The 18,423-nt window shown below is 61.8% G+C and carries 20 protein-coding genes and 1 tRNA gene; 6 read left to right on the forward strand and 15 right to left on the reverse strand.

The window, feature by feature from the left end; translation table 11 throughout:
• Positions 1-66: 66 nt before the first annotated feature.
• The 6 genes from BBG20_RS04095 to BBG20_RS04120 all read right to left on the reverse strand — a co-directional run bounded on the left by BBG20_RS04095 (position 67) and on the right by BBG20_RS04120 (position 5,102).
• Positions 67-666, reverse strand: a complete 600-nt coding sequence (locus BBG20_RS04095) for a 50S ribosomal protein L25/general stress protein Ctc (RefSeq protein WP_065900493.1) — start codon at positions 664-666, stop codon at positions 67-69.
• Positions 667-805: 139 nt separating this feature from the next.
• Positions 806-1,747, reverse strand: coding sequence for a ribose-phosphate pyrophosphokinase (locus BBG20_RS04100; RefSeq protein WP_003208392.1), 942 nt, complete (start codon positions 1,745-1,747; stop codon positions 806-808).
• A 46-nt stretch (positions 1,748-1,793) separates the two neighbouring features.
• A tRNA-Gln gene (locus BBG20_RS04105) sits at positions 1,794-1,868 on the reverse strand.
• A 37-nt stretch (positions 1,869-1,905) separates the two neighbouring features.
• A complete protein-coding gene (gene ispE / locus BBG20_RS04110; protein ID WP_083221332.1) occupies positions 1,906-2,754 on the reverse strand; it encodes a 4-(cytidine 5'-diphospho)-2-C-methyl-D-erythritol kinase in 849 nt (282 codons plus the stop codon).
• 1 nt (position 2,755) lies between these two features.
• The gene (gene lolB, locus BBG20_RS04115) at positions 2,756-3,373 is read right to left on the reverse strand and encodes a lipoprotein insertase outer membrane protein LolB (protein ID WP_065900494.1); all 618 of its coding nucleotides are present in this window, start codon (positions 3,371-3,373) and stop codon (positions 2,756-2,758) included.
• 4 nt (positions 3,374-3,377) lie between these two features.
• Positions 3,378-5,102 carry a tetratricopeptide repeat protein gene (locus BBG20_RS04120; RefSeq protein WP_065900496.1) on the reverse strand — a complete coding sequence of 575 codons (1,725 nt, stop codon included), beginning with the start codon at positions 5,100-5,102 and terminating at the stop codon, positions 3,378-3,380.
• Positions 5,103-5,284: 182 nt separating this feature from the next.
• On the opposite strand from BBG20_RS04120, the gene hemA reads away from it, so the two are divergent.
• From hemA to BBG20_RS04150, 6 genes are all read left to right on the forward strand, one after another.
• A complete protein-coding gene (hemA, locus tag BBG20_RS04125) occupies positions 5,285-6,574 on the forward strand; it encodes a glutamyl-tRNA reductase (RefSeq protein ID WP_065900498.1) in 1,290 nt (429 codons plus the stop codon).
• Positions 6,571-7,653, forward strand: a complete 1,083-nt coding sequence (prfA, locus tag BBG20_RS04130; RefSeq protein WP_012722110.1) for a peptide chain release factor 1 — start codon at positions 6,571-6,573, stop codon at positions 7,651-7,653. Before hemA ends, prfA begins: the two co-directional genes overlap by 4 nt.
• Complete coding sequence (prmC, locus tag BBG20_RS04135; protein WP_065900500.1) at positions 7,654-8,484, forward strand: peptide chain release factor N(5)-glutamine methyltransferase; 831 nt, start codon at positions 7,654-7,656, stop codon at positions 8,482-8,484.
• Entirely contained in the window at positions 8,478-9,233 is a 756-nt protein-coding gene (moeB, locus tag BBG20_RS04140; protein ID WP_065900502.1) for a molybdopterin-synthase adenylyltransferase MoeB, read from the forward strand. The genes prmC and moeB overlap by 7 nt, the downstream gene beginning before the upstream one ends.
• On the forward strand, positions 9,226-10,020 hold the full coding sequence (gene murI, locus BBG20_RS04145) for a glutamate racemase (protein WP_065900504.1): 795 nt from the start codon (positions 9,226-9,228) through the stop codon (positions 10,018-10,020). Before moeB ends, murI begins: the two co-directional genes overlap by 8 nt.
• A gap of 111 nt (positions 10,021-10,131) precedes the next feature.
• Entirely contained in the window at positions 10,132-10,650 is a 519-nt protein-coding gene (locus BBG20_RS04150) for an acyloxyacyl hydrolase (protein ID WP_065900506.1), read from the forward strand.
• A 52-nt stretch (positions 10,651-10,702) separates the two neighbouring features.
• Here the strand turns inward: BBG20_RS04150 and BBG20_RS04155 are convergent, their stop codons facing one another.
• From BBG20_RS04155 to BBG20_RS04195, 9 genes are read right to left on the reverse strand one after another with little or no spacing between them, the layout of a single operon-like run.
• Positions 10,703-11,008, reverse strand: coding sequence for a YkgJ family cysteine cluster protein (locus tag BBG20_RS04155; RefSeq protein ID WP_065900507.1), 306 nt, complete (start codon positions 11,006-11,008; stop codon positions 10,703-10,705).
• Between the two features lie 54 nt (positions 11,009-11,062).
• Positions 11,063-11,554 (reverse strand): DUF2878 domain-containing protein, encoded by a 492-nt coding sequence (locus BBG20_RS04160; RefSeq protein WP_065900508.1) that lies wholly within the window; start codon positions 11,552-11,554, stop codon positions 11,063-11,065.
• Entirely contained in the window at positions 11,547-12,818 is a 1,272-nt protein-coding gene (locus tag BBG20_RS04165; RefSeq protein ID WP_065900509.1) for an SAM-dependent methyltransferase, read from the reverse strand. The genes BBG20_RS04160 and BBG20_RS04165 overlap by 8 nt, the downstream gene beginning before the upstream one ends.
• Positions 12,805-13,614 carry a DUF1365 domain-containing protein gene (locus tag BBG20_RS04170; RefSeq protein WP_065900510.1) on the reverse strand — a complete coding sequence of 270 codons (810 nt, stop codon included), beginning with the start codon at positions 13,612-13,614 and terminating at the stop codon, positions 12,805-12,807. The genes BBG20_RS04165 and BBG20_RS04170 overlap by 14 nt, the downstream gene beginning before the upstream one ends.
• Positions 13,611-14,858, reverse strand: coding sequence for an NAD(P)/FAD-dependent oxidoreductase (locus BBG20_RS04175; protein ID WP_065900512.1), 1,248 nt, complete (start codon positions 14,856-14,858; stop codon positions 13,611-13,613). Before BBG20_RS04175 ends, BBG20_RS04170 begins: the two co-directional genes overlap by 4 nt.
• Positions 14,855-15,637 carry an SDR family NAD(P)-dependent oxidoreductase gene (locus BBG20_RS04180; protein WP_065900514.1) on the reverse strand — a complete coding sequence of 261 codons (783 nt, stop codon included), beginning with the start codon at positions 15,635-15,637 and terminating at the stop codon, positions 14,855-14,857. Before BBG20_RS04180 ends, BBG20_RS04175 begins: the two co-directional genes overlap by 4 nt.
• Positions 15,634-16,056, reverse strand: coding sequence for a nuclear transport factor 2 family protein (locus BBG20_RS04185; protein ID WP_065900516.1), 423 nt, complete (start codon positions 16,054-16,056; stop codon positions 15,634-15,636). The genes BBG20_RS04180 and BBG20_RS04185 overlap by 4 nt, the downstream gene beginning before the upstream one ends.
• On the reverse strand, positions 16,049-17,491 hold the full coding sequence (gene phrB, locus BBG20_RS04190; RefSeq protein ID WP_065900518.1) for a deoxyribodipyrimidine photo-lyase: 1,443 nt from the start codon (positions 17,489-17,491) through the stop codon (positions 16,049-16,051). Before phrB ends, BBG20_RS04185 begins: the two co-directional genes overlap by 8 nt.
• The gene (locus BBG20_RS04195; protein ID WP_065900520.1) at positions 17,492-18,421 is read right to left on the reverse strand and encodes a MerR family transcriptional regulator; all 930 of its coding nucleotides are present in this window, start codon (positions 18,419-18,421) and stop codon (positions 17,492-17,494) included.
• Positions 18,422-18,423 lie beyond the last annotated feature (2 nt).

Genomic DNA, 18,423 nt, shown 5'->3' on the forward strand with positions numbered 1-18,423 from the left:
ATCGCCCGCTTTCTCGCTACGTTTCGGTCCGCGATGTTTCCTCAAGCTCCGGCAATACAGAGTGAATTACTCTGCAGCGCCTTCTTCAGCTTCTGGTGCAACGCGTGGAGCGTGTACGTTTGCAACAGCTTTGTCATCACCGTGAGCCAGTGCAACAAACTCAACGCCTTTAGGGGCCTTGAGGTCGGACAGGTGGATGATGTCGCCGATTTCAGCGTTAGCCAGGTCGACTTCGATGAACTCAGGCAGGTCTTTCGGCAGGCAGGACACTTCGATTTCCGAAGTGACGTGCGAGATTTCGCCGCCTTTCTTGATCGGAGCAGCTTCGCCAACGAAGTGCACTGGAACGATGGCGGTCAGTTTCTGACCGGCAACAACGCGTACAAAGTCAGCGTGCAGCACGTGGCCTTTGGCCGGGTGACGTTGCAGAGCCTTGATGATGACGTTTTGCTTGGTGCCACCAACGTTCAGTTCGATAACGTGGCTGTAGGCAGCATCGTTTTCGAGCAGTTTGGCGATTTCCTTGGCCAGCATGCTGATGGATTCAGGGGCTTTGTCGCCACCGTAAACTACAGCTGGAACCAGGCTTGCGAGACGACGCAGGCGGCGGCTCGCACCTTTCCCCAGGTCGGAACGCACTTCAGCATTCAGAGTAAAATCGTTCATGTTGTATCTCCAAAATAACCACATTCGCCCCAGCGTTTGCGACCAGCGCTAAAGGCGATATGGGCAAAAAAGCCCCGCCCCAACAGTATGCTGGGGCGGGGCGCTTTTCGTCAGTGAGGTGCTCCGAAAGGTTTGACCCTTAACGGAACATCGCGCTGATCGATTCTTCGTTGCTGATACGGCGAACCGCCTCGGCAACTACCGGTGCGATATCCAGTTGACGGATACGCGAACAGGCTTGAGCTGCAGCGGACAACGGGATGGTGTTGGTCACCACCAGTTCGTCCAGCATGGAATTCTCGATGTTCTCGATCGCTCGGCCCGACAGCACAGGGTGTGTGCAGTAGGCGAAGACTTTAGCTGCACCGTGCTCTTTCAAGGCTTTGGCCGCGTGGCACAGGGTGCCGGCGGTGTCGACCATGTCATCAACCAGAATACAGGTACGCCCTTCGACATCACCGATGATATGCATCACTTCAGAGTGATTGGCTTTCTCGCGGCGTTTGTCGATGATCCCGAGATCCACGCCCAGGGATTTGGCAACAGCCCGTGCACGCACGACGCCGCCAATGTCCGGGGACACGATCATCAGGTTTTCAAAGCGCTGGTCTTCGATGTCATCCACCAGGACGGGGGAGCCGTAGATGTTATCTACCGGAATATCGAAGAACCCCTGGATTTGGTCAGCGTGCAGGTCAACCGTGAGAACACGGTCGATGCCTACCACGGTCAGCATGTCAGCTACGACTTTCGCGCTGATTGCCACACGTGCGGAACGCGGACGGCGATCCTGACGGGCATAACCAAAGTAAGGGATTACAGCTGTGATTCGAGTCGCTGAGGAGCGGCGGAAGGCATCAGCCATCACGACGAGTTCCATCAGGTTATCGTTGGTCGGAGCGCAAGTCGGCTGAATAATGAAGACGTCTTTACCGCGGACGTTTTCATTGATCTCGGCAGTAATTTCGCCGTCGGAGAATTTACCGACAGAGATGTCACCGAGAGGGATATGCAGCTGACGTACGACACGTCGAGCCAGATCGGGGTTAGCGTTCCCCGTAAAGACCATCATCTTGGACACGCGCAGTACCTAGAGGCTGAGGGTAACCTGGATGAGTATAGGAAAATGGCAGGGGCGGCTGGATTCGAACCAACGCATGGCAGGATCAAAACCTGCTGCCTTACCGCTTGGCGACGCCCCTGTATCTGTTGCAACGAGTACCCAGTACTCGGTTCCTTTTAGAGCAGACTTTGCAGCTTGCGATGCAACATCGAAACGTTGCTTCCCTTTGCTACAAACCCTGTAAGGGTCTCTGTAAGAAGGGCCGAGACTTTATCAGCTTCAGCTTTGCTTGGGAAGCCCCCAAACACACAACTTCCAGTGCCGGTTAATTTTGCTTCGGTAAATTTACCTAACAAATTCAAAGCGTTACGTACCTCTGGATAACGCCTTGCTACAACCGGTAAGCAGTCATTTCGACTGTTTCCCTTGGGAACGGGGCGCACTTTAATGGGAGGAGAGTTACGTGTCAACAGTGGATCTGAAAAAATTTCTGCTGTACTTACAGATACTTGCGGAACAAGCACGACATACCACGGCTCTTCGGGGTATTCGGGGCTGAGTTTCTCGCCCACGCCCTCGGCAAAAGCCGCGTGTCCACGCACGAAAACCGGCACGTCGGCCCCCAGCGTCAGGCCCAGCGCAGCCAGGCGATCGTGGTCCCAGCCGAGCTGCCACAAGTGGTTCAGACCCAGCAGCGTAGTCGCGGCATTCGAGCTGCCGCCACCGATCCCGCCGCCCATGGGCAGAATTTTATCGATCCAGATATCGATGCCCAGCGTGCAGCCGGATTGTTCCTGAAGTTTTTTTGCCGCCTTCACGATCAAGTTGCTGTCGTGGGGCACGCCTTCGAATTCGGTGTGCAGCTGGATCACGCCATCGTCGCGTACGGCGAAGGTCAGTTCATCGCCGTAGTCGAGAAATTGAAACAGTGTCTGCAGTTCGTGGTAGCCGTCTTCGCGACGCCCGAGAATGTGCAGCATCAGATTGAGTTTGGCCGGGGAGGGCAGGGTCAGGCGTCCGGTCACGTCATTGCCCCAGCTTGCGCGGTTGCCATTCCTTGATCACCAGCGTGACGTCAAGGTCGGTGCCGTGCAGCTTGATGCGCTCGGGCAGCCAATAGCCGTTCTGCTGCACGTAGCTCAGGTATTCGACCTGCCAGCCATCCTGCTCCAGGGAGGCCAGGCGGCTGTCGCCGTTGAGGCTCAGGCGACTTTTGCTATCGGGCGCGGGCAAGCCGCGCACCCACCACACCAGATGGGATACCGGCAGCTTCCAGCCCATCTGCTGTTCCAGCAATTCTTCCGGTGAGGTCGCTTCATAGCGGCCCTGGTTGGCCACTTCAAGGCTGACCTGCCCAGGTCGGCCGGTCAGGCGGGCAGCGCCCCGACCCAGCGGACCGGACAGGCGAATGTCGTAGTAGTCCTGGCGTTGCAGCCAGAACAGGGTGCCGCTGCCGGAGTCTTTCGGCGCGCGAACCCCGACCTTGCCGTCGATTTGCCAGCCGTCGATGCTGCTGAGCTGGTCCTTGTGTTGTTTCCATTGCGCCGGGTTGCCCTGGCCCTCAACGGATTCTCGGCTGCCGATGCCCGCGCAACCGGCGAGCAAGGCGATGAAGCTGAAAACAATAACGTGGCGCAAGAACATAAGCTTAAAGGGTCTCGGATCCGGTCAGGCGCTTGATGGTGCCGCGCAGGATGGGGCTTTCGGGTTGTTCCTTGAGGAATTTCTCCCAGACTTGCCGGGCTTCGCGCTGCTTGCCATTGGCCCACAGCACTTCACCCAGGTGCGCGGCGACTTCCTGGTCGGGGAAACGCTCCAGCGCCTGGCGCAGCAAGCGTTCGGCTTCGTCCAGGTTGCCCAGGCGGTAATTCACCCAGCCGAGGCTGTCGAGCACCGCCGGGTCTTCCGGGTTGAGTTTGTGGGCTTGTTCGATCAGGACCTTGGCTTCGTCGTAGCGCGTGGTGCGGTCGGACAAGGTGTAGCCCAGGGCATTCAGGGCCATGGCGTTGTCCGGATCGCGCTTGATGATCAGGCGCAGGTCTTTTTCCATCTGCACCAGGTCATTGCGTTTTTCCGCCTGCATGGCGCGTGTGTACAGCAGGTTCAAATCGTCAGGAAATTGCAACAAGGCTTGTTGCAGCACCTTCCAGGCGCGCTCGCCCTGATTGTTGGCGGACAAGGTCTCGGCCTGGATCAGGTAGAGCTGGATCGCATAGTCGGGTTCGGCGTCGCGGGCGGCGGCCAGGCGTTTTTCCGCCTCGTCGGTGCGCCCGTTGCTCATCAGAATGTCGGCCTGGCGCAACTGCGCCGGCAGGTAGTCATTACCCGGGCCGACCTGGGCGTATTCGAGCAGCGCAGCCTGTGGATCGTTGCGCTCTTCGGCAATACGGCCGAGGTTCAGGTGCGCCGAGTCCACATGGCTTTCCCGGGCGATCAAGTCTTCCAGGTAGCCCTTGGCCTCGTCCCAGGCCTTGGCTTCCAGGCACACCAGTGCCAGGGAGTAGCGCAGTTCGTCGTCGTCCGGGTACTGCTGGACCAGGTTGGCGAACTGCACTTTGGCGTCCTCCATCCGGTCCTGCTCCACCAGTGTGCGCGCGTAGGTCAGGCGCAGGCGCTTGTCTTCCGGATACTTCTTGATGCTTTTTTCCAGCAGCGGAATCGCTTCCTTGCCGCGATTGAGGTTCTGCAGCAGGCGCGCGCGCAACAGGATCGGCGCGATCTCGCCGTCTTCCGGCGGGTTCTGCTCCAGCAGCTTCAGCGCGGCTTCGGCTTCATCGTCCTGCTGCAGCAGCAAGGCCTTGCCGAAAATCAGCTGGCTGTTCTTCGGGTGTTTTTGCAGCAGGCGGTCGAAACTCTTCATCAGGCCATTGCGCGTGTCCTGGTCGGTATCGGCAGCCGACAGCGCAAGGAAGTCGAAATGGGTGTCGCCCTTGCCCTGCAGGACCTTCTCCATATAGACCATGGAGTCGTCATAGCGGCCCGCGCGCGCCAGTTGGATGGCGGCGGCACGCTGCGCCTCCAGGTCGTCCGGCGCGTTTTTCGCCCAGATCAGCGACGTGTCCAGCGCAGCCTGATCGGCGCCCAGGTACTCGGCGATGCGAAACGCTCGCTCGGAAATGCCCGGATCCTGCGTGTTGATCGCCTGGGTCACGTAGTTATCCAGCGCAATGTCGAAACGATTGCGTTGCCCGGCCAGCTCCGCGCTCAGCAGGCTGAACACCGTTTCTTCACTGAATGAGGAATAAACCTTGGGCTTTTCAGGGGCGGGGGTGCTGTCTTCTACCGGCGGCGTACCGTCCGGCGACACGGGTGCCATGGCCTGGCAGCCGCTGAGGAAGACAAAAGCAAGGAGCAACGCGGAAGATCTATTCATATAGGAAGAGGACGACTAACCTGCGGTCGGATCATCATGACACAAGCCTTCGGCCAAACATAACCGAGTCTCAATGGATGCCTTTATAGACACAAGGCATTAGGACAATAGACGACGGTGGTTGTTCTGAATCTTTCGAAGTAGGACAATTGTCGGCTTCCCGACATCATCAGCGATATTGAATGGCCTTCCTCGCACTCGGTATTAACCACAAGACTGCCTCCGTAGACGTGCGCGAGCGCGTGGCGTTTACGCCCGAGCAGTTGGTTGAGGCCTTGCAGCAGCTCTGCCGGCTCACCGACAGCCGCGAAGCTGCAATCCTTTCGACCTGCAATCGCAGCGAGCTTTATATAGAGCAGGAACATCTTTCCGCGGATGTGGTACTGCGCTGGCTGGCCGATTACCACCATTTGAGCCTCGACGACCTGCGCGCCAGTGCGTATGTGCATGAAGATGATGCGGCAGTTCGTCACATGATGCGCGTGGCGTCCGGCCTTGATTCGCTGGTTCTGGGCGAACCGCAGATTCTCGGCCAGATGAAGTCCGCCTACGCCGTGGCGCGTGAGGCCGGCACTGTCGGCCCGCTGCTGGGCCGCCTGTTCCAGGCCACCTTCAATTCTGCCAAGCAGGTGCGCACCGACACCGCCATCGGCGAAAACCCGGTGTCCGTGGCGTTCGCCGCCGTCAGCCTGGCCAAACAGATTTTCAGTGATTTGCAGCGCAGCCAGGCCTTGCTGATCGGCGCCGGCGAGACCATCACCCTGGTCGCCCGCCATCTGCACGACCTGGGTGTGAAGCGCATCGTCGTCGCCAACCGTACCCTGGAGCGCGCGAGCATCCTTGCCGAACAGTTCGGTGCCCACGCGGTGCTGCTGTCGGATATCCCGGCCGAGCTGGTGCGCAGCGATATCGTCATCAGCTCTACCGCCAGCCAGTTGCCGATCCTGGGCAAGGGTGCGGTGGAAAGTGCGCTGAAGCTGCGCAAGCACAAGCCGATCTTCATGGTCGATATCGCCGTTCCCCGCGATATCGAGCCCGAAGTCGGCGAGTTGGACGACGTTTACCTCTACAGCGTCGACGATCTGCACGAAGTGGTCGCCGAAAACCTCAAGAGCCGACAGGGCGCAGCCCAGGCCGCCGAGGAAATGGTCAGCACCGGCGCCGAAGATTTCATGGTGCGCCTGCGTGAACTCGCGGCGGTGGACGTGCTCAAGGCGTATCGTCAGCAAGGCGAGCGCCTGCGCGATGAGGAGTTGATCAAGGCCCAGCGCCTGCTCGCCAATGGCAGCAGCGCCGAAGAGGTGCTGATGCAACTGGCGCGCGGCCTGACTAACAAGTTGCTCCATGCACCCAGCGTACAGCTTAAAAAATTGACTGCCGAAGGCCGCCTCGATGCGTTGGCCATGGCCCAGGAACTCTTTGCCCTCGGTGAGGGCGCGTCAGACAGCTCTTCGGATAAAAAACCGCAATGAAAGCGTCACTGCTCAATAAACTGGACGTGCTCCAGGACCGTTTCGAAGAACTGACCGCTTTGCTCGGCGACGGCGAGGTCATTTCCGATCAAGCCAAGTTCCGCGCCTATTCCAAGGAATACGCCGAAGTTGAGCCTATCGTGGCCACCTACAAACACTTGACTAAAGTGCAGGCCGACCTCGAGGGCGCCCAGGCGCTGCTCAAGGACAGCGACCCGGACATGCGTGAAATGGCCGTGGAAGAAGTCCGCGAAGCCAAGGAAAAACTTGCCGAGCTGGAAGGTGACCTGCAGCGCATGTTGCTGCCCAAGGACCCCAACGACGGGCGTAACGTGTTCCTCGAAATCCGCGCTGGCACCGGCGGCGATGAGGCGGCGATCTTCTCCGGCGACCTGTTCCGCATGTACTCGCGCTACGCCGAGCGTCGTGGCTGGCGGGTCGAGATCCTGTCCGAGAACGAAGGCGAACACGGCGGCTATAAAGAAGTCATCGCGCGGGTCGAAGGCGACAACGTCTACGGCAAGCTCAAGTTCGAGTCCGGCGCGCACCGCGTGCAGCGGGTCCCGGCGACTGAATCCCAAGGTCGCATCCATACCTCCGCATGCACCGTGGCCGTGTTGCCCGAGCCGGACGAGCAGGAAGCGATCGAGATCAACCCGGCGGACCTGCGGGTCGACACGTACCGCTCGTCGGGCGCCGGTGGCCAGCACGTCAACAAGACTGACTCGGCGATTCGTATCACTCACTTGCCGTCGGGCATCGTGGTCGAGTGTCAGGAGGAGCGTTCCCAGCACAAGAACCGTGCACGCGCCATGTCCTGGCTGTCGGCCAAGCTCAATGACCAGCAGACCAGCGCCGCCGCCAACGCGATTGCCAGCGAACGTAAGTTGCTGGTGGGCTCGGGCGACCGTTCCGAACGCATCCGCACCTACAACTTCGCCCAGGGCCGGGTCACCGACCACCGGGTCAACCTCACCCTTTACTCCCTGGACGAGATTCTCGCCGGCGGCGTGGATGCGGTGATCGAGCCGTTGCTCGCCGAATACCAGGCCGATCAATTGGCCGCGATAGGTGAATAAATGACCATCATCGCCAGCCTGCTGCGCGCCGCCGACCTTCCCGACTCGCCTACCGCGCGCCTGGATGCCGAATTGTTGCTGGCCGCTGCCCTGGGCAAGTCGCGCAGTTACCTGCACACCTGGCCGGAAAAAATTGTCAGCAGCGAGGCCGCACTGACGTTCGCCGACTACCTGCAGCGCCGTCGTGGCGGTGAACCGGTGGCCTATATCCTCGGCCAGCAAGGCTTCTGGAAACTTGACCTGGAGGTCGCGCCTCACACGCTGATCCCGCGTCCGGAAACCGAGATGCTGGTAGAGGCGGCGCTGGAGTTGTTGCCGGCCACGCCGGCCAAGGTTCTCGACCTGGGCACCGGCAGCGGCGCCATCGCCCTGGCCCTGGCCAGCGAGCGCCCCGCCTGGCAGGTCACCGCCGTCGATCGTGTGCTGGAGGCCGTGGCCCTGGCCGAGCGCAATCGCCAGCGCCTGCACCTCAACAATGCCACGGTGCTGAACAGCCATTGGTTCAGTGCCCTGCAAGGTCATGCCTACGACCTGATCATCAGTAACCCGCCGTACATCGCCGACAACGATCCGCACCTGGTGGCGGGCGACGTGCGCTTTGAGCCGGCGAGTGCGCTGGTGGCGGGCCATGACGGCCTGGACGACTTGCGCTTGATCATCCGCGAGGCCCCGGCCCACCTGAATGCCGGTGGCTGGTTGCTACTGGAACATGGTTACGACCAGGCCGCGTCTGTGCGTGACCTGTTGTCCAGCCAGGGCTTCGAGGCGGTGGCCAGCCGCATCGACCTTGGCGGCCACGAACGCATTACCCTGGGACGCCGGCCGTGCTGACCGATCAGGAGCTGTTGCGCTATAGCCGACAGATTCTGTTGCAACATGTCGACATCGAAGGCCAGTTGCGCCTCAAAAACAGCCGCGCCCTGATCGTCGGCCTCGGTGGCCTGGGCGCGCCGGTGGCGCTTTACCTGGCCGCCGCCGGGGTGGGCGAATTGCACCTGGCGGATTTCGACAGCGTCGACCTGACCAATCTGCAACGCCAGATCATTCATGATACCGACAGCGTCGGGCAGACCAAGGTCGACTCGGCCCTGCGTCGCCTGGGCGCGATAAACCCCGAAATCAGCCTGGTTGCCCATCGCAGTGCGCTGGATGCCGATTCCTTGGCTGCAGCTGTGGCGGCGGTGGACGTGGTGCTCGATTGCAGTGACAACTTCTCCACCCGCGAAGCAGTCAACGCCGCCTGCGTGGCGGCGACCAAGCCGCTGGTCAGTGGCGCGGCGATTCGCCTTGAGGGCCAGTTGTCGGTGTTCGACCCGCGCCGCGCCGACAGCCCGTGCTACCACTGTTTATATGGGCACGGCAGCGACAGCGAACTCACCTGCAGCGAAGCCGGCGTGGTCGGTCCGCTGGTCGGCGTGGTCGGCAGCCTGCAGGCGCTGGAAGCCTTGAAGCTGCTGGCCGGTTTTGGCGAGCCGCTGGTGGGCCGCCTGCTACTGATCGACGCGCTGACCACGCGTTTTCGCGAGTTGCGCGTCAAGCGTGACCCCGGCTGCAGCGTCTGCGGGCCGCGGCATGGTTAAGGGCGCGCCGATCGGTGTGTTCGATTCCGGTGTCGGCGGCTTGTCGGTACTGGATGAAATCCAGCAGTTGCTGCCGCATGAATCGCTGCTGTACGTGGCGGACTGCGGGCATATCCCGTACGGCGAGAAAACCCCGGGATTCATTCTTCAGCGCTCCCGGGCCGTCGCCGAGTTTTTCCGTGAGCGGGGCGCCAAGGCGTTCGTGATCGCCTGCAACACCGCCACGGTCGCGGCGGTCGCGGATTTGCGCGTGGACTATCCCGAGTGGCCGCTGGTGGGGATGGAGCCTGCCGTCAAACCTGCCGCCGCCGCGACCCGTAGTGGTGTGGTCGGTGTGCTCGCTACCACCGGTACCTTGCAAAGCGCCAAGTTCGCCGCGCTACTGGATCGATTCGCCACCGATGTACGCGTGGTCACCCAGCCTTGCCCCGGCCTGGTGGAGCTGATCGAGACCGGCGACCTGAACAGCCCGGTGTTGCGCCAACTGTTGCAGGGTTATGTCGACCCGTTGCTCAGCGTCGGCTGCGACACCATCATCCTCGGTTGTACCCACTACCCCTTCCTCAAGCCGCTGCTGGCGCAGATGCTGCCGCCCAGCATCATTCTGATCGACACCGGCGCCGCCGTGGCTCGCCAGCTGAAGCGTCTGCTCGGCGAGCGCGACCTGCTCGCCAGCGGCAATCCTCAGCCCGCACAGTTCTGGACCAGTGGCGATGTGTGTCATTTCAGAAATATCCTACCGACACTATGGAAACATCCCGGAGATGTGCGAAGCTTCAGCGCGTGAAAAATTCGTGAAATATCGTGATTCCAGGCTGAACTTCTGACACTGCGTAGGCTTCTATAGCGGGATTGCCTGTACAAAACCATATAACTTCGTTCGGAAAGGATGTTTCTTATGAAGCGCTTGTTCTGTTTGGCTGCGATTGCGGCCGCTGTGGTGGGACACTCTTTTTCGGCGCAGGCCGCTGGACTTGAGTTTGGCCTGGGGGCCACCAGTGATTCGACGCTCACTTATCGATTGGGGCTGACGTCGGATTGGGACAAGAGTTGGATGCAAAGTGATGTCGGTCGCCTGACCGGCTACTGGAGCGGTGCCTACACCTATTGGGAAGGCGACGACCGTGCAGGCGCGAGCAGCCTGTCGTTCTCTCCGGTGTTTGTGTATGAATTCGCCGGACAGTCGGTGAAGCCTTATATCGAGGCGGGGATCGGTGTGGCGGTGTTCTCCCGCACGCGCCTGGAAGACAACAACATTGGCCAGGCCTTCCAGTTCGAAGACCGCCTGGGTTTCGGCCTGCGCTTTACCGGTGGGCATGAAGTGGGCATTCGCGCCACCCATTACTCCAATGCCGGGATCAGCAGCAACAACGACGGCGTAGAGAGCTACTCGCTGCACTACACCATGCCGCTCTAAACACACATTCCTGCAGGAGCCGGCAAGCCGGCTCCTGCAGGATGTAGTTCAATCAGCGATACGCTGTTGCAATGCCTTCGCGCTCGGTCAGGCATTCCGGCGCGCCCATCTCGAATTCCCTGCAAATCAGCGGCCGCCGCTCGTAGATCGTGCACATCATCGTGTCCCGATCCAGCGCCGCGCACCAGCCATCGTCCAGGCGCAGCATCACTTCGCCGCCCCAATCGTCCGTATCGATATAGCGCTCCGGCACGCCTGTGTCCGTGATCAGCAGCACTTCCAGCTGGCAGCAGCAGGCCGCGCACGTCGAGCAGGTAACGGCGGGTTCGGTGATTTGGGTATGGGGGATGTTGGTCATAGGCGTGCAGTGTAAGGCAAGGCGACGATGCGCGTATGACTGCTCTGACGGACGTCAGTGCGCCAGTTGCCCGGCAATCCAGTGCAACACCGGAAATATCACGGCCCAGAGCAGGGCGAGGCCGATTAGGGTGGCGGCAGTGCCGTAGCCAAAACTGACCCCGGCCAACTGGCTGCCTGCGTAATACGACAGCGGCCCACCCAGCGCGCCCAGCAGACTGGCACGCCACCAGGGCTGGGCGCTCCAGGCCAGGCAATGGCGCAAGGTCGTGGCCAGCAGCGCCCACAGCACAATCAACCAGAAGGGAATCAACGGCCCGGGCGCGCCGAAGTGAAACACGCCGAAGGTGCGCAGCGACGTATCGATGACTGTCCCCAGCAGGGTCACGGCGAGAATCGCCTGGCCTTCGCGGGACCAGGCACTTATCCACAGCAGATGGAGGGCCAGTACCGCCAGCCCCACCAGCAGCCAGAGGCTGTCCCCACCCAGTACACAGGCAAACCAGCCGCACTGGAAGAGCACGGCATTGGCCACGGTCTTAAGCACTGAAGCGCCCAAGCAGCGGTGGGTTGATGGCCGATGGCTTGGCCAGCAGCAGTTGCGCGGTACCGATGGTGCGCTCCATGAAGCCGCCCTCGCAGTAGCACAGGTAAAACTCCCACAAGCGCAGGAAGTATTCGTCGTAGCCCAGCTCCGTCAGGCGACCCTGGGCGCGGCGAAAGTTCTCATGCCACAGGCGTAGGGTTCGCGCGTAATGCAGGCCGAAATCCTCCATGTGCAGCAGGTTCATATCGGTGTCGCGGCTGACGATCTGCAGCATGTTCTGCACGCAGGGCAGGGCGCCACCGGGGAAGATATAGCGCTGGATAAAGTCGACGCTGTTCTTGGCCTGCTCGAAACGTTGCTCACGGATGGTAATGGCCTGCAGCAACATCAGGCCGTCGCTCTTGAGCAGGTGCGCGCACTGCTTGAAGTAGGTCGGCAGGAAACGATGGCCCACCGCTTCGATCATCTCGATGGACACCAGCTTGTCGTACTGGCCGGTCAGGTCGCGGTAGTCCTGCAGCAGCAGCGTAACCTGATCTTGCAGGCCGAGGGCCGCGATGCGTTTTTCGGTGTAGGCGAACTGTTCCTTGGACAAGGTCGTGGTGGTGACCTTGCAGCCGTAATGCTGCGCTGCATACAGCGCCATGCTGCCCCAGCCGGTGCCGATTTCCAGCAAGTGGTCGGTGGGTTTGAGGGCGAGCTTCTGGCAGATACGCTCGAGCTTGTTCAGTTGCGCCTGTTCCAGGCTGTCGTCGGCGGTCAGGAACTGCGCGGCCGAGTACATCATGGTCGGGTCGAGGAATTCTTCGAACAGGTCGTTGCCCAGGTCGTAGTGGGCCGCGATGTTTTTCTGCGAGCCCTTGCGCGTGTTGCGGTTGAGCCAGTGCAGGCCTTGGGTGAACGGCCGTGCCAGGCGCGCCAGGCCACCTTCCATCGCGTCGAGCACATCGAGGTTGCTGACCATCACGCGCACCACTGCGGTGAGGTCCGGGCTGCTCCAGTAGCCGTGGATAAACGCCTCGCCGGCGCCGATGGAACCGTTGGCCGCCACCAGGCCCCACACCGCCGGGTCGAGAATCTGGATCTCGCCCAGCAGGTGCGCTTCGCGTGCGCCGAACACTTGGCGCTCGCCATCCTCGATCACCACCAACTGGCCATGGCGCAGTTGGCTGAGTTGGCGCAGCACACCTTTGCGCAGCAGCGCACTGGTCAGGCCGTTGACGTTCAGGCGATTGGTCTTGACCGATAAGCTAGGGGATTTCATGGCGGCGATCCTTGGTATACCCGACTGCGGTGCGAGAGGCGCCATCGGCGGCCTGATGGGAAAAAATCGGTGTGCGTTTGAGCAACAGGCGCAAGGCCTGCCAGTAGATGGCGAGGCAGGTCTTGGCGGTCATCCACGGAAAGCGCCACAGGTAGCGGTGCAGGCTGGCGCGGGTGAGTGTTTCCTTGTGCAGGCTCAGCGTGGCATCGAAGACTTTCAGCTCGCCTTGCCAATCGGCCATGTGCACGCCGAGCTTGGCGGCGGGCGGGCTGAAGCTCATGCGGTACTCCAGGTCGCGCGGCAAGAACGGCGACACATGAAACGCCTTGGCCACGGCGAAATGCTGGTGCTCATCCGCGCCAAGGGCCTGGGCCGGCAGCACGTAGTGATAGCGCTCGCGCCAAGGGGTGTTGGTCACTTCGCACAGGATCGCGGCCAGACGTCCGTCGGCCTCGAAGCAGTAGAAGAAACTCACCGGATTAAAAGCCAGGCCCCAACTGCGGGCCTGGGTCAGTAGGCAGATTACGCCCTGGGGTGTACGCCCCAGCGCCTTGCCGACTTCCTGGCGCACGGCGGCGGTCAAGCTCATGCCGTGGCGCGTCAATTCACGCAGGTAATCCTGCTGGCGAAAACCGAAGGGTGCCAGGCGACTCGCGCCGGCCAGGGGCGAGAGCCCGAGCACTTGCTCTTCTTCGCTCAAGTCCAGGTACAGCAGCCCGATGCGGTAGCGAAAGGCGTGGGCCTTGGGCGCAAACCGGCGATGGGCGATCCAGCCGCTGTACAGGGCGCTGTTCACAGGGCCTCCCCGAAGGCTTGCGCCACGCGCAGGGCGCTGACCACGCCGTCTTCATGGAAACCGTTGGCCCAGTAGGCGCCACAGTAAAAGGTGTTGCGCGTACCGCAGAGTTCTTCCCAACGACCTTGGGCCGCCACCGCCGCGAGGCTGTATTGCGGGTGGGCGTAGGTATAGCGGGCGAGGATCTTCAGCGGGTTGATCATTGGCGTCTGGTTGAGGCTGACGCAAAACGTGGTGGCGCTGTCGATGCCTTGCAGGATGTTCATGTCGTAGGTGACGGCCGCCTGGGTCTGCGTGTTGCCGGTCAGTCGATAATTCCAGCTGGCCCAGGCCAGCTTGCGGTCGGGCAGCAGGCGGGTGTCGGTGTGCAGCACGACATCGTTGTCGGCATAGGGCAGGGCGCCGAGGATCTCCTGCTCGGCCTGGCTCGGGTCGCCGAGCAACGCCAGTGCCTGGTCGCTGTGGCAGGCGAACACCACCTTGTCAAAAGCTTCGGTGCCGGCCGCGCTGTGGATAACCACACCCTCGGCGTCGCGTTCGACCAGGTGCACGGGGCAATTGAGACGCACCTGTTCGCGAAAGCTGCGGGTCAGCGGCTCGATATAGCGGCTGGATCCGCCTTCGATCACACACCATTGCGGCCGGTTGTTCACCGAGAGCAGGCCGTGGTTCTTGAAGAAGCGCACAAAGAACTGCAGCGGGAACCCCAGCATGTCCTGCAGGGACATCGACCAGATCGCCGCGCCCATCGGCACGATGTAGTGCCGGATAAAGCGCGGGCCATACCCGCCCGCCTCAAGGTAGTCACCCAGGGTCATTTCGGCGCTGATGCGCTGCTCCTGCAGGTCCAGCGGCGCCTGGCGATTGAAGCGCAGGATATCGCGCAACATGCCCCAGAAACCTGGCGACAGGATATTGCGGCGTTGGGCGAACAGGCTGTTGAGGTTGTTGCCGTTGTACTCGAACCCGGCGTTTTCGTCGCACACCGAAAAACTCATCTCGGTGGGTTTGAACGCCACCCCGACCTGCCCCAGCAGGCGGATGAAATTGGGGTAGGTCCAGTCGTTGAATACGATGAAGCCGGTGTCCACCGCGTAGCTTTTACCCTCGACCGTCACATTGGCCGTGTGGGTATGCCCGCCGATGCGGTCGCCCGCTTCGAACAGCGTGATGTCGTGGCGACGGCTGAGCAGGTAGGCGCTGGTCAGCCCGGCGATGCCGCTGCCGATAATGGCGATCTTCACAGGTCGTCCTTCTGCGGCGGCGGGCTGCGCAGCATGCGCTTGCCGATGATCAACTGGGCACGGTTGGGCAGTTTCGACAGCGGCCACAGGGTGGCGATAAACAGCGCCGGGAAGGCAATCTCCAGTGGGCGTTTTTCCAACTTGGCGAAGATGTGCCGCGCGGCTTTGTCGGCGGACCAGCTCAGGGGCATCGGGAAATCGTTGCGCTCAGTCAGCGGGGTGTCGACGAAGCCTGGGCTGATCACCGTGACGTCGATGTTTTCCGGCGACAGGCTGATGCGCAGCGATTCGAACAGGTAGCGCAGCCCGGCTTTGGACGCACCGTAGGCCTCGGCACGCGGCATCGGCAGGTAGGTCACGGCACTGGCGACGCCGACCAAATGCGGGGTGCGCCCGGCACGCAGTAACGGCAGCGCGGCTTCGATGCAATAACTGCTGGCGAGCAAATTGGTGCGCACCACATGTTCGACAATCGAGGCGTCGAATTGCCGGGCGTCCACGTATTCACAGGTGCCCGCATTCAGGATCACCGTGTCGAGCGAACCCCAGGCCGCAGCGATCTGCTCACCGATCTCGCGCACAGTCTGGCTGTTGGTCAGGTCGCCAGGCACCACCAGCACTTGTCCGGGAAAACGTTGGGCGAGGGCCTGCAGCGGGCCTTTGCTGCGCGAACTCAGTGCCACATGGGCGCCGCTGTTGAGCAGCTCCACGGCCAGCGAGGCACCGATGCCACTGCTGGCGCCGGTCAGCCAATAACGACGGGGCGGCAGTGCGTTCATCCCATTCTCCTTTTCAGCCAGTTGACGACGCTGCCCAGTACGGGAAGGTGTTCGTAGAGCAGGGCGCCGGCATCGAAGTAATCGCGATGGCGGTAGACCTTTTCACGCCACATCAGGTGCGAACAGCCCTCCACGCGGATGACCTTGCCGTTGGCCAGGCGCGGGTGGGTAAAGCTCATTTTCCAGCGCAGGTAGCCTTCGCCTTCGGCCACCTGGTCGAAGCCGTGGAAGTCGAAGCGCAGTTGGCTGACGTTGCTGTACAACTCGGCGAAGTAGCGGTGCATCGCGGGCAATCCCTGCACCTCGTGCAGTGGATCGGTAAAGGCGATGTCCTGACTGTACAGGCTGTCGAGCAGGTGCAGGTTGTGTTTGTCGAGGGTGGAAAAAGCCTGGGCGAAGCGGCGCAGGAAATCACTCATGTTCGGCGACCTCCTGGCGTGAAGGCAGGCTGCGGAAGGCTGCCAGGGCGCGTTCGCGGGACTTTTTCAGGTCGACGATGGCGCGCGGGTAATCCGCCACGCCGAACAGGCCGCCGACTGCCTCGGGGTTGTGCACTTCCTTTTTATTCAGCGCGGCCAGTTCCGGCAGCCAATGCTTGATAAACACGCCTTCGCTGTCGAATTTTTCCGATTGGCTCAGTGGGCTGAAAATCCGGAAGTACGGGGCCGAATCGGTGCCGGTAGAGGAACTCCACTGCCAGCCGCCGTTGTTGGCCGCCAGGTCGCCGTCGATCAGGTGGCGCATGAAGAAGCGCTCGCCTTCACGCCAGTCGATCAGCAGGTTCTTGGTCAGGAACATCGCGACCACCATGCGCAGGCGGTTGTGCATCCAGCCGGTCTCCAGTAGTTGGCGCATGGCTGCGTCGATGATCGGCAGCCCGGTGCGGGCTTGTTGCCAGGCCGCGAGGTCCTTGGGCGCGTCACGCCAGGCGACCGCCTCGGTCTCGGGGCGGAAGGCGCGGTGGCGAGACACCCTTGGATAGCCGACCAGGATGTGTTTGTAGAACTCGCGCCAGAGCAACTCGTTGATCCAGGTGATGGCGCCGATATCGCCGCTTTCGAATTCGCCCTGGTTGGTTTGCAACGCCGCGTGCAGGCACTGGCGCGGCGACACCACGCCCGCCGCAAGGTAGGCGGACAGCTGGCTGGTGCCGGGCTTGGCCGGGAAGTCGCGCTCGTCCTTGTAGTAACTGATCTGCTGGTCGGCGAAGGCGTCGAGGCGGCGGCGGGCTTCCTCTTCGCCGGCGGGCCAGAGGGCGCGCAAGGTCTCGCTGGGTGGTGCGAACCCGTCGACCTGCTCGGGGACCGGATCACTTTTCAGCGGGACAGGCGCCTGGGCCTTCGGCGTCGCGACCAGGCGCGGCAGGGCGCTGTGCAAGCGGGTGTAGCAGACCTTACGGAACTGGCTGAACACCTGGAAGTACGTGCCGGTCTTGGTCAGCACGCTGCCGGGTTGGAAAAACAGCTGGTCCAGGTAGCTGTGAAAGCTGACGCCATCGGCCTCCAGCGCCTTGGCCACGGCCGCATCGCGACGGCTTTCATGGATGCCGTATTCCTCGTTGACGTGCACCGACTCCACCGACAACTCGCGGCACAGCTTGCCGAGCGCGGCGGGCACCTGATCCCAGGTGGCGGCGTGGCGGATCAGCAGGGGGATATTCAGCTTGCCCAGGGCCTGGCTCAAGTGCTGCAGGTTGCGCAGCCAGAAGTCGACTTTGCACGGCGCATCATCGTGGGCCAGCCATTGCTCCGGCGTGATGAGGTACACGGCTGCAACCGGGCCGCGCTGGCAGGCGGCGGCGAGGGCGGTGTTGTCGTGTAGGCGCAGGTCGGTGCGCAGCCAGATCAAATGCATTTAAAGAAGTCCACGCTGGATCAGTATCTGGTGGGCCGACAAGGGGTCTTCGGCCACGAACAATTCAGGGGTGTCACGGGTTAATACGGCTAACTCGGCCTGGTGGATGCATACCGTTGGTCCGACGATCAACTTTGGGCCACTGACGCCGCTCAATAGTTTTGCGAGTGCCGACAAGTGGAGGGCCTTGCTCGAATACAGCAGCACCGCGCGCGGTTGCAGGTGTTCCACGGCCAGGGCCAATTCGCCGGCGGGCAGTGGCCAATCGAAGACTTCCACCGGGCAATCGGCACTGCTGGCCAGCCAGGCGCTGAGCCACAGGTGCGGCTCCAGCGGCAGGTCGGACTGGTTGATCAGCAGCAGCGGCGGGCCCTGCAGCTGGCGGTTGTTGTGATAGATGCGTGCGCCGAATTTGCTACGCAGCCAGGACAGGAAAAACACCCGCTCCATCTGCGCGCCGAACTGGCCTTGCCAGCGCTGCTCCAGGTCCTGCAGCAGCGGCAGCAACAATTGCTCGCACAGCGTGCGCGGCGGGTACAGCGCCATGGCCTGGTTGAAGACGTCGTCGACCCGGCGCTCGATCAATTCGCTGATGGCATTCAACAGGTTCTGGCGCAACCCATGCCACTCATTCTCGACAGTCTCTGGCAGGGCTTGGGCAGAGTCGATCAGGCCTTTGACCTGGCTGACCGGCACGCCGCGATTGAGCCAGGTCAGGATGGTGTGGATGCGTTGCACGTGATCGGCGCTGAACAGCCGATGGCCCTTGGGCGTGCGCTGGGGCACGATCAGGCCATAGCGGCGTTCCCAGGCGCGCAGGGTCACGGCGTTGACGCCGGTCTGGCGCGCCACTTCGCGAATCGGCAGCCAGCCGTCTTCGAGGGCTTGGGCGATGTCGTCGCCGGTTTCGTCTTGCAGGGCGGCTTTCATAG

This window comes from Pseudomonas aylmerensis (assembly GCF_001702265.1).
GTDB classification, from domain to species: Bacteria; Pseudomonadota; Gammaproteobacteria; order Pseudomonadales; family Pseudomonadaceae; genus Aquipseudomonas; species Aquipseudomonas aylmerensis.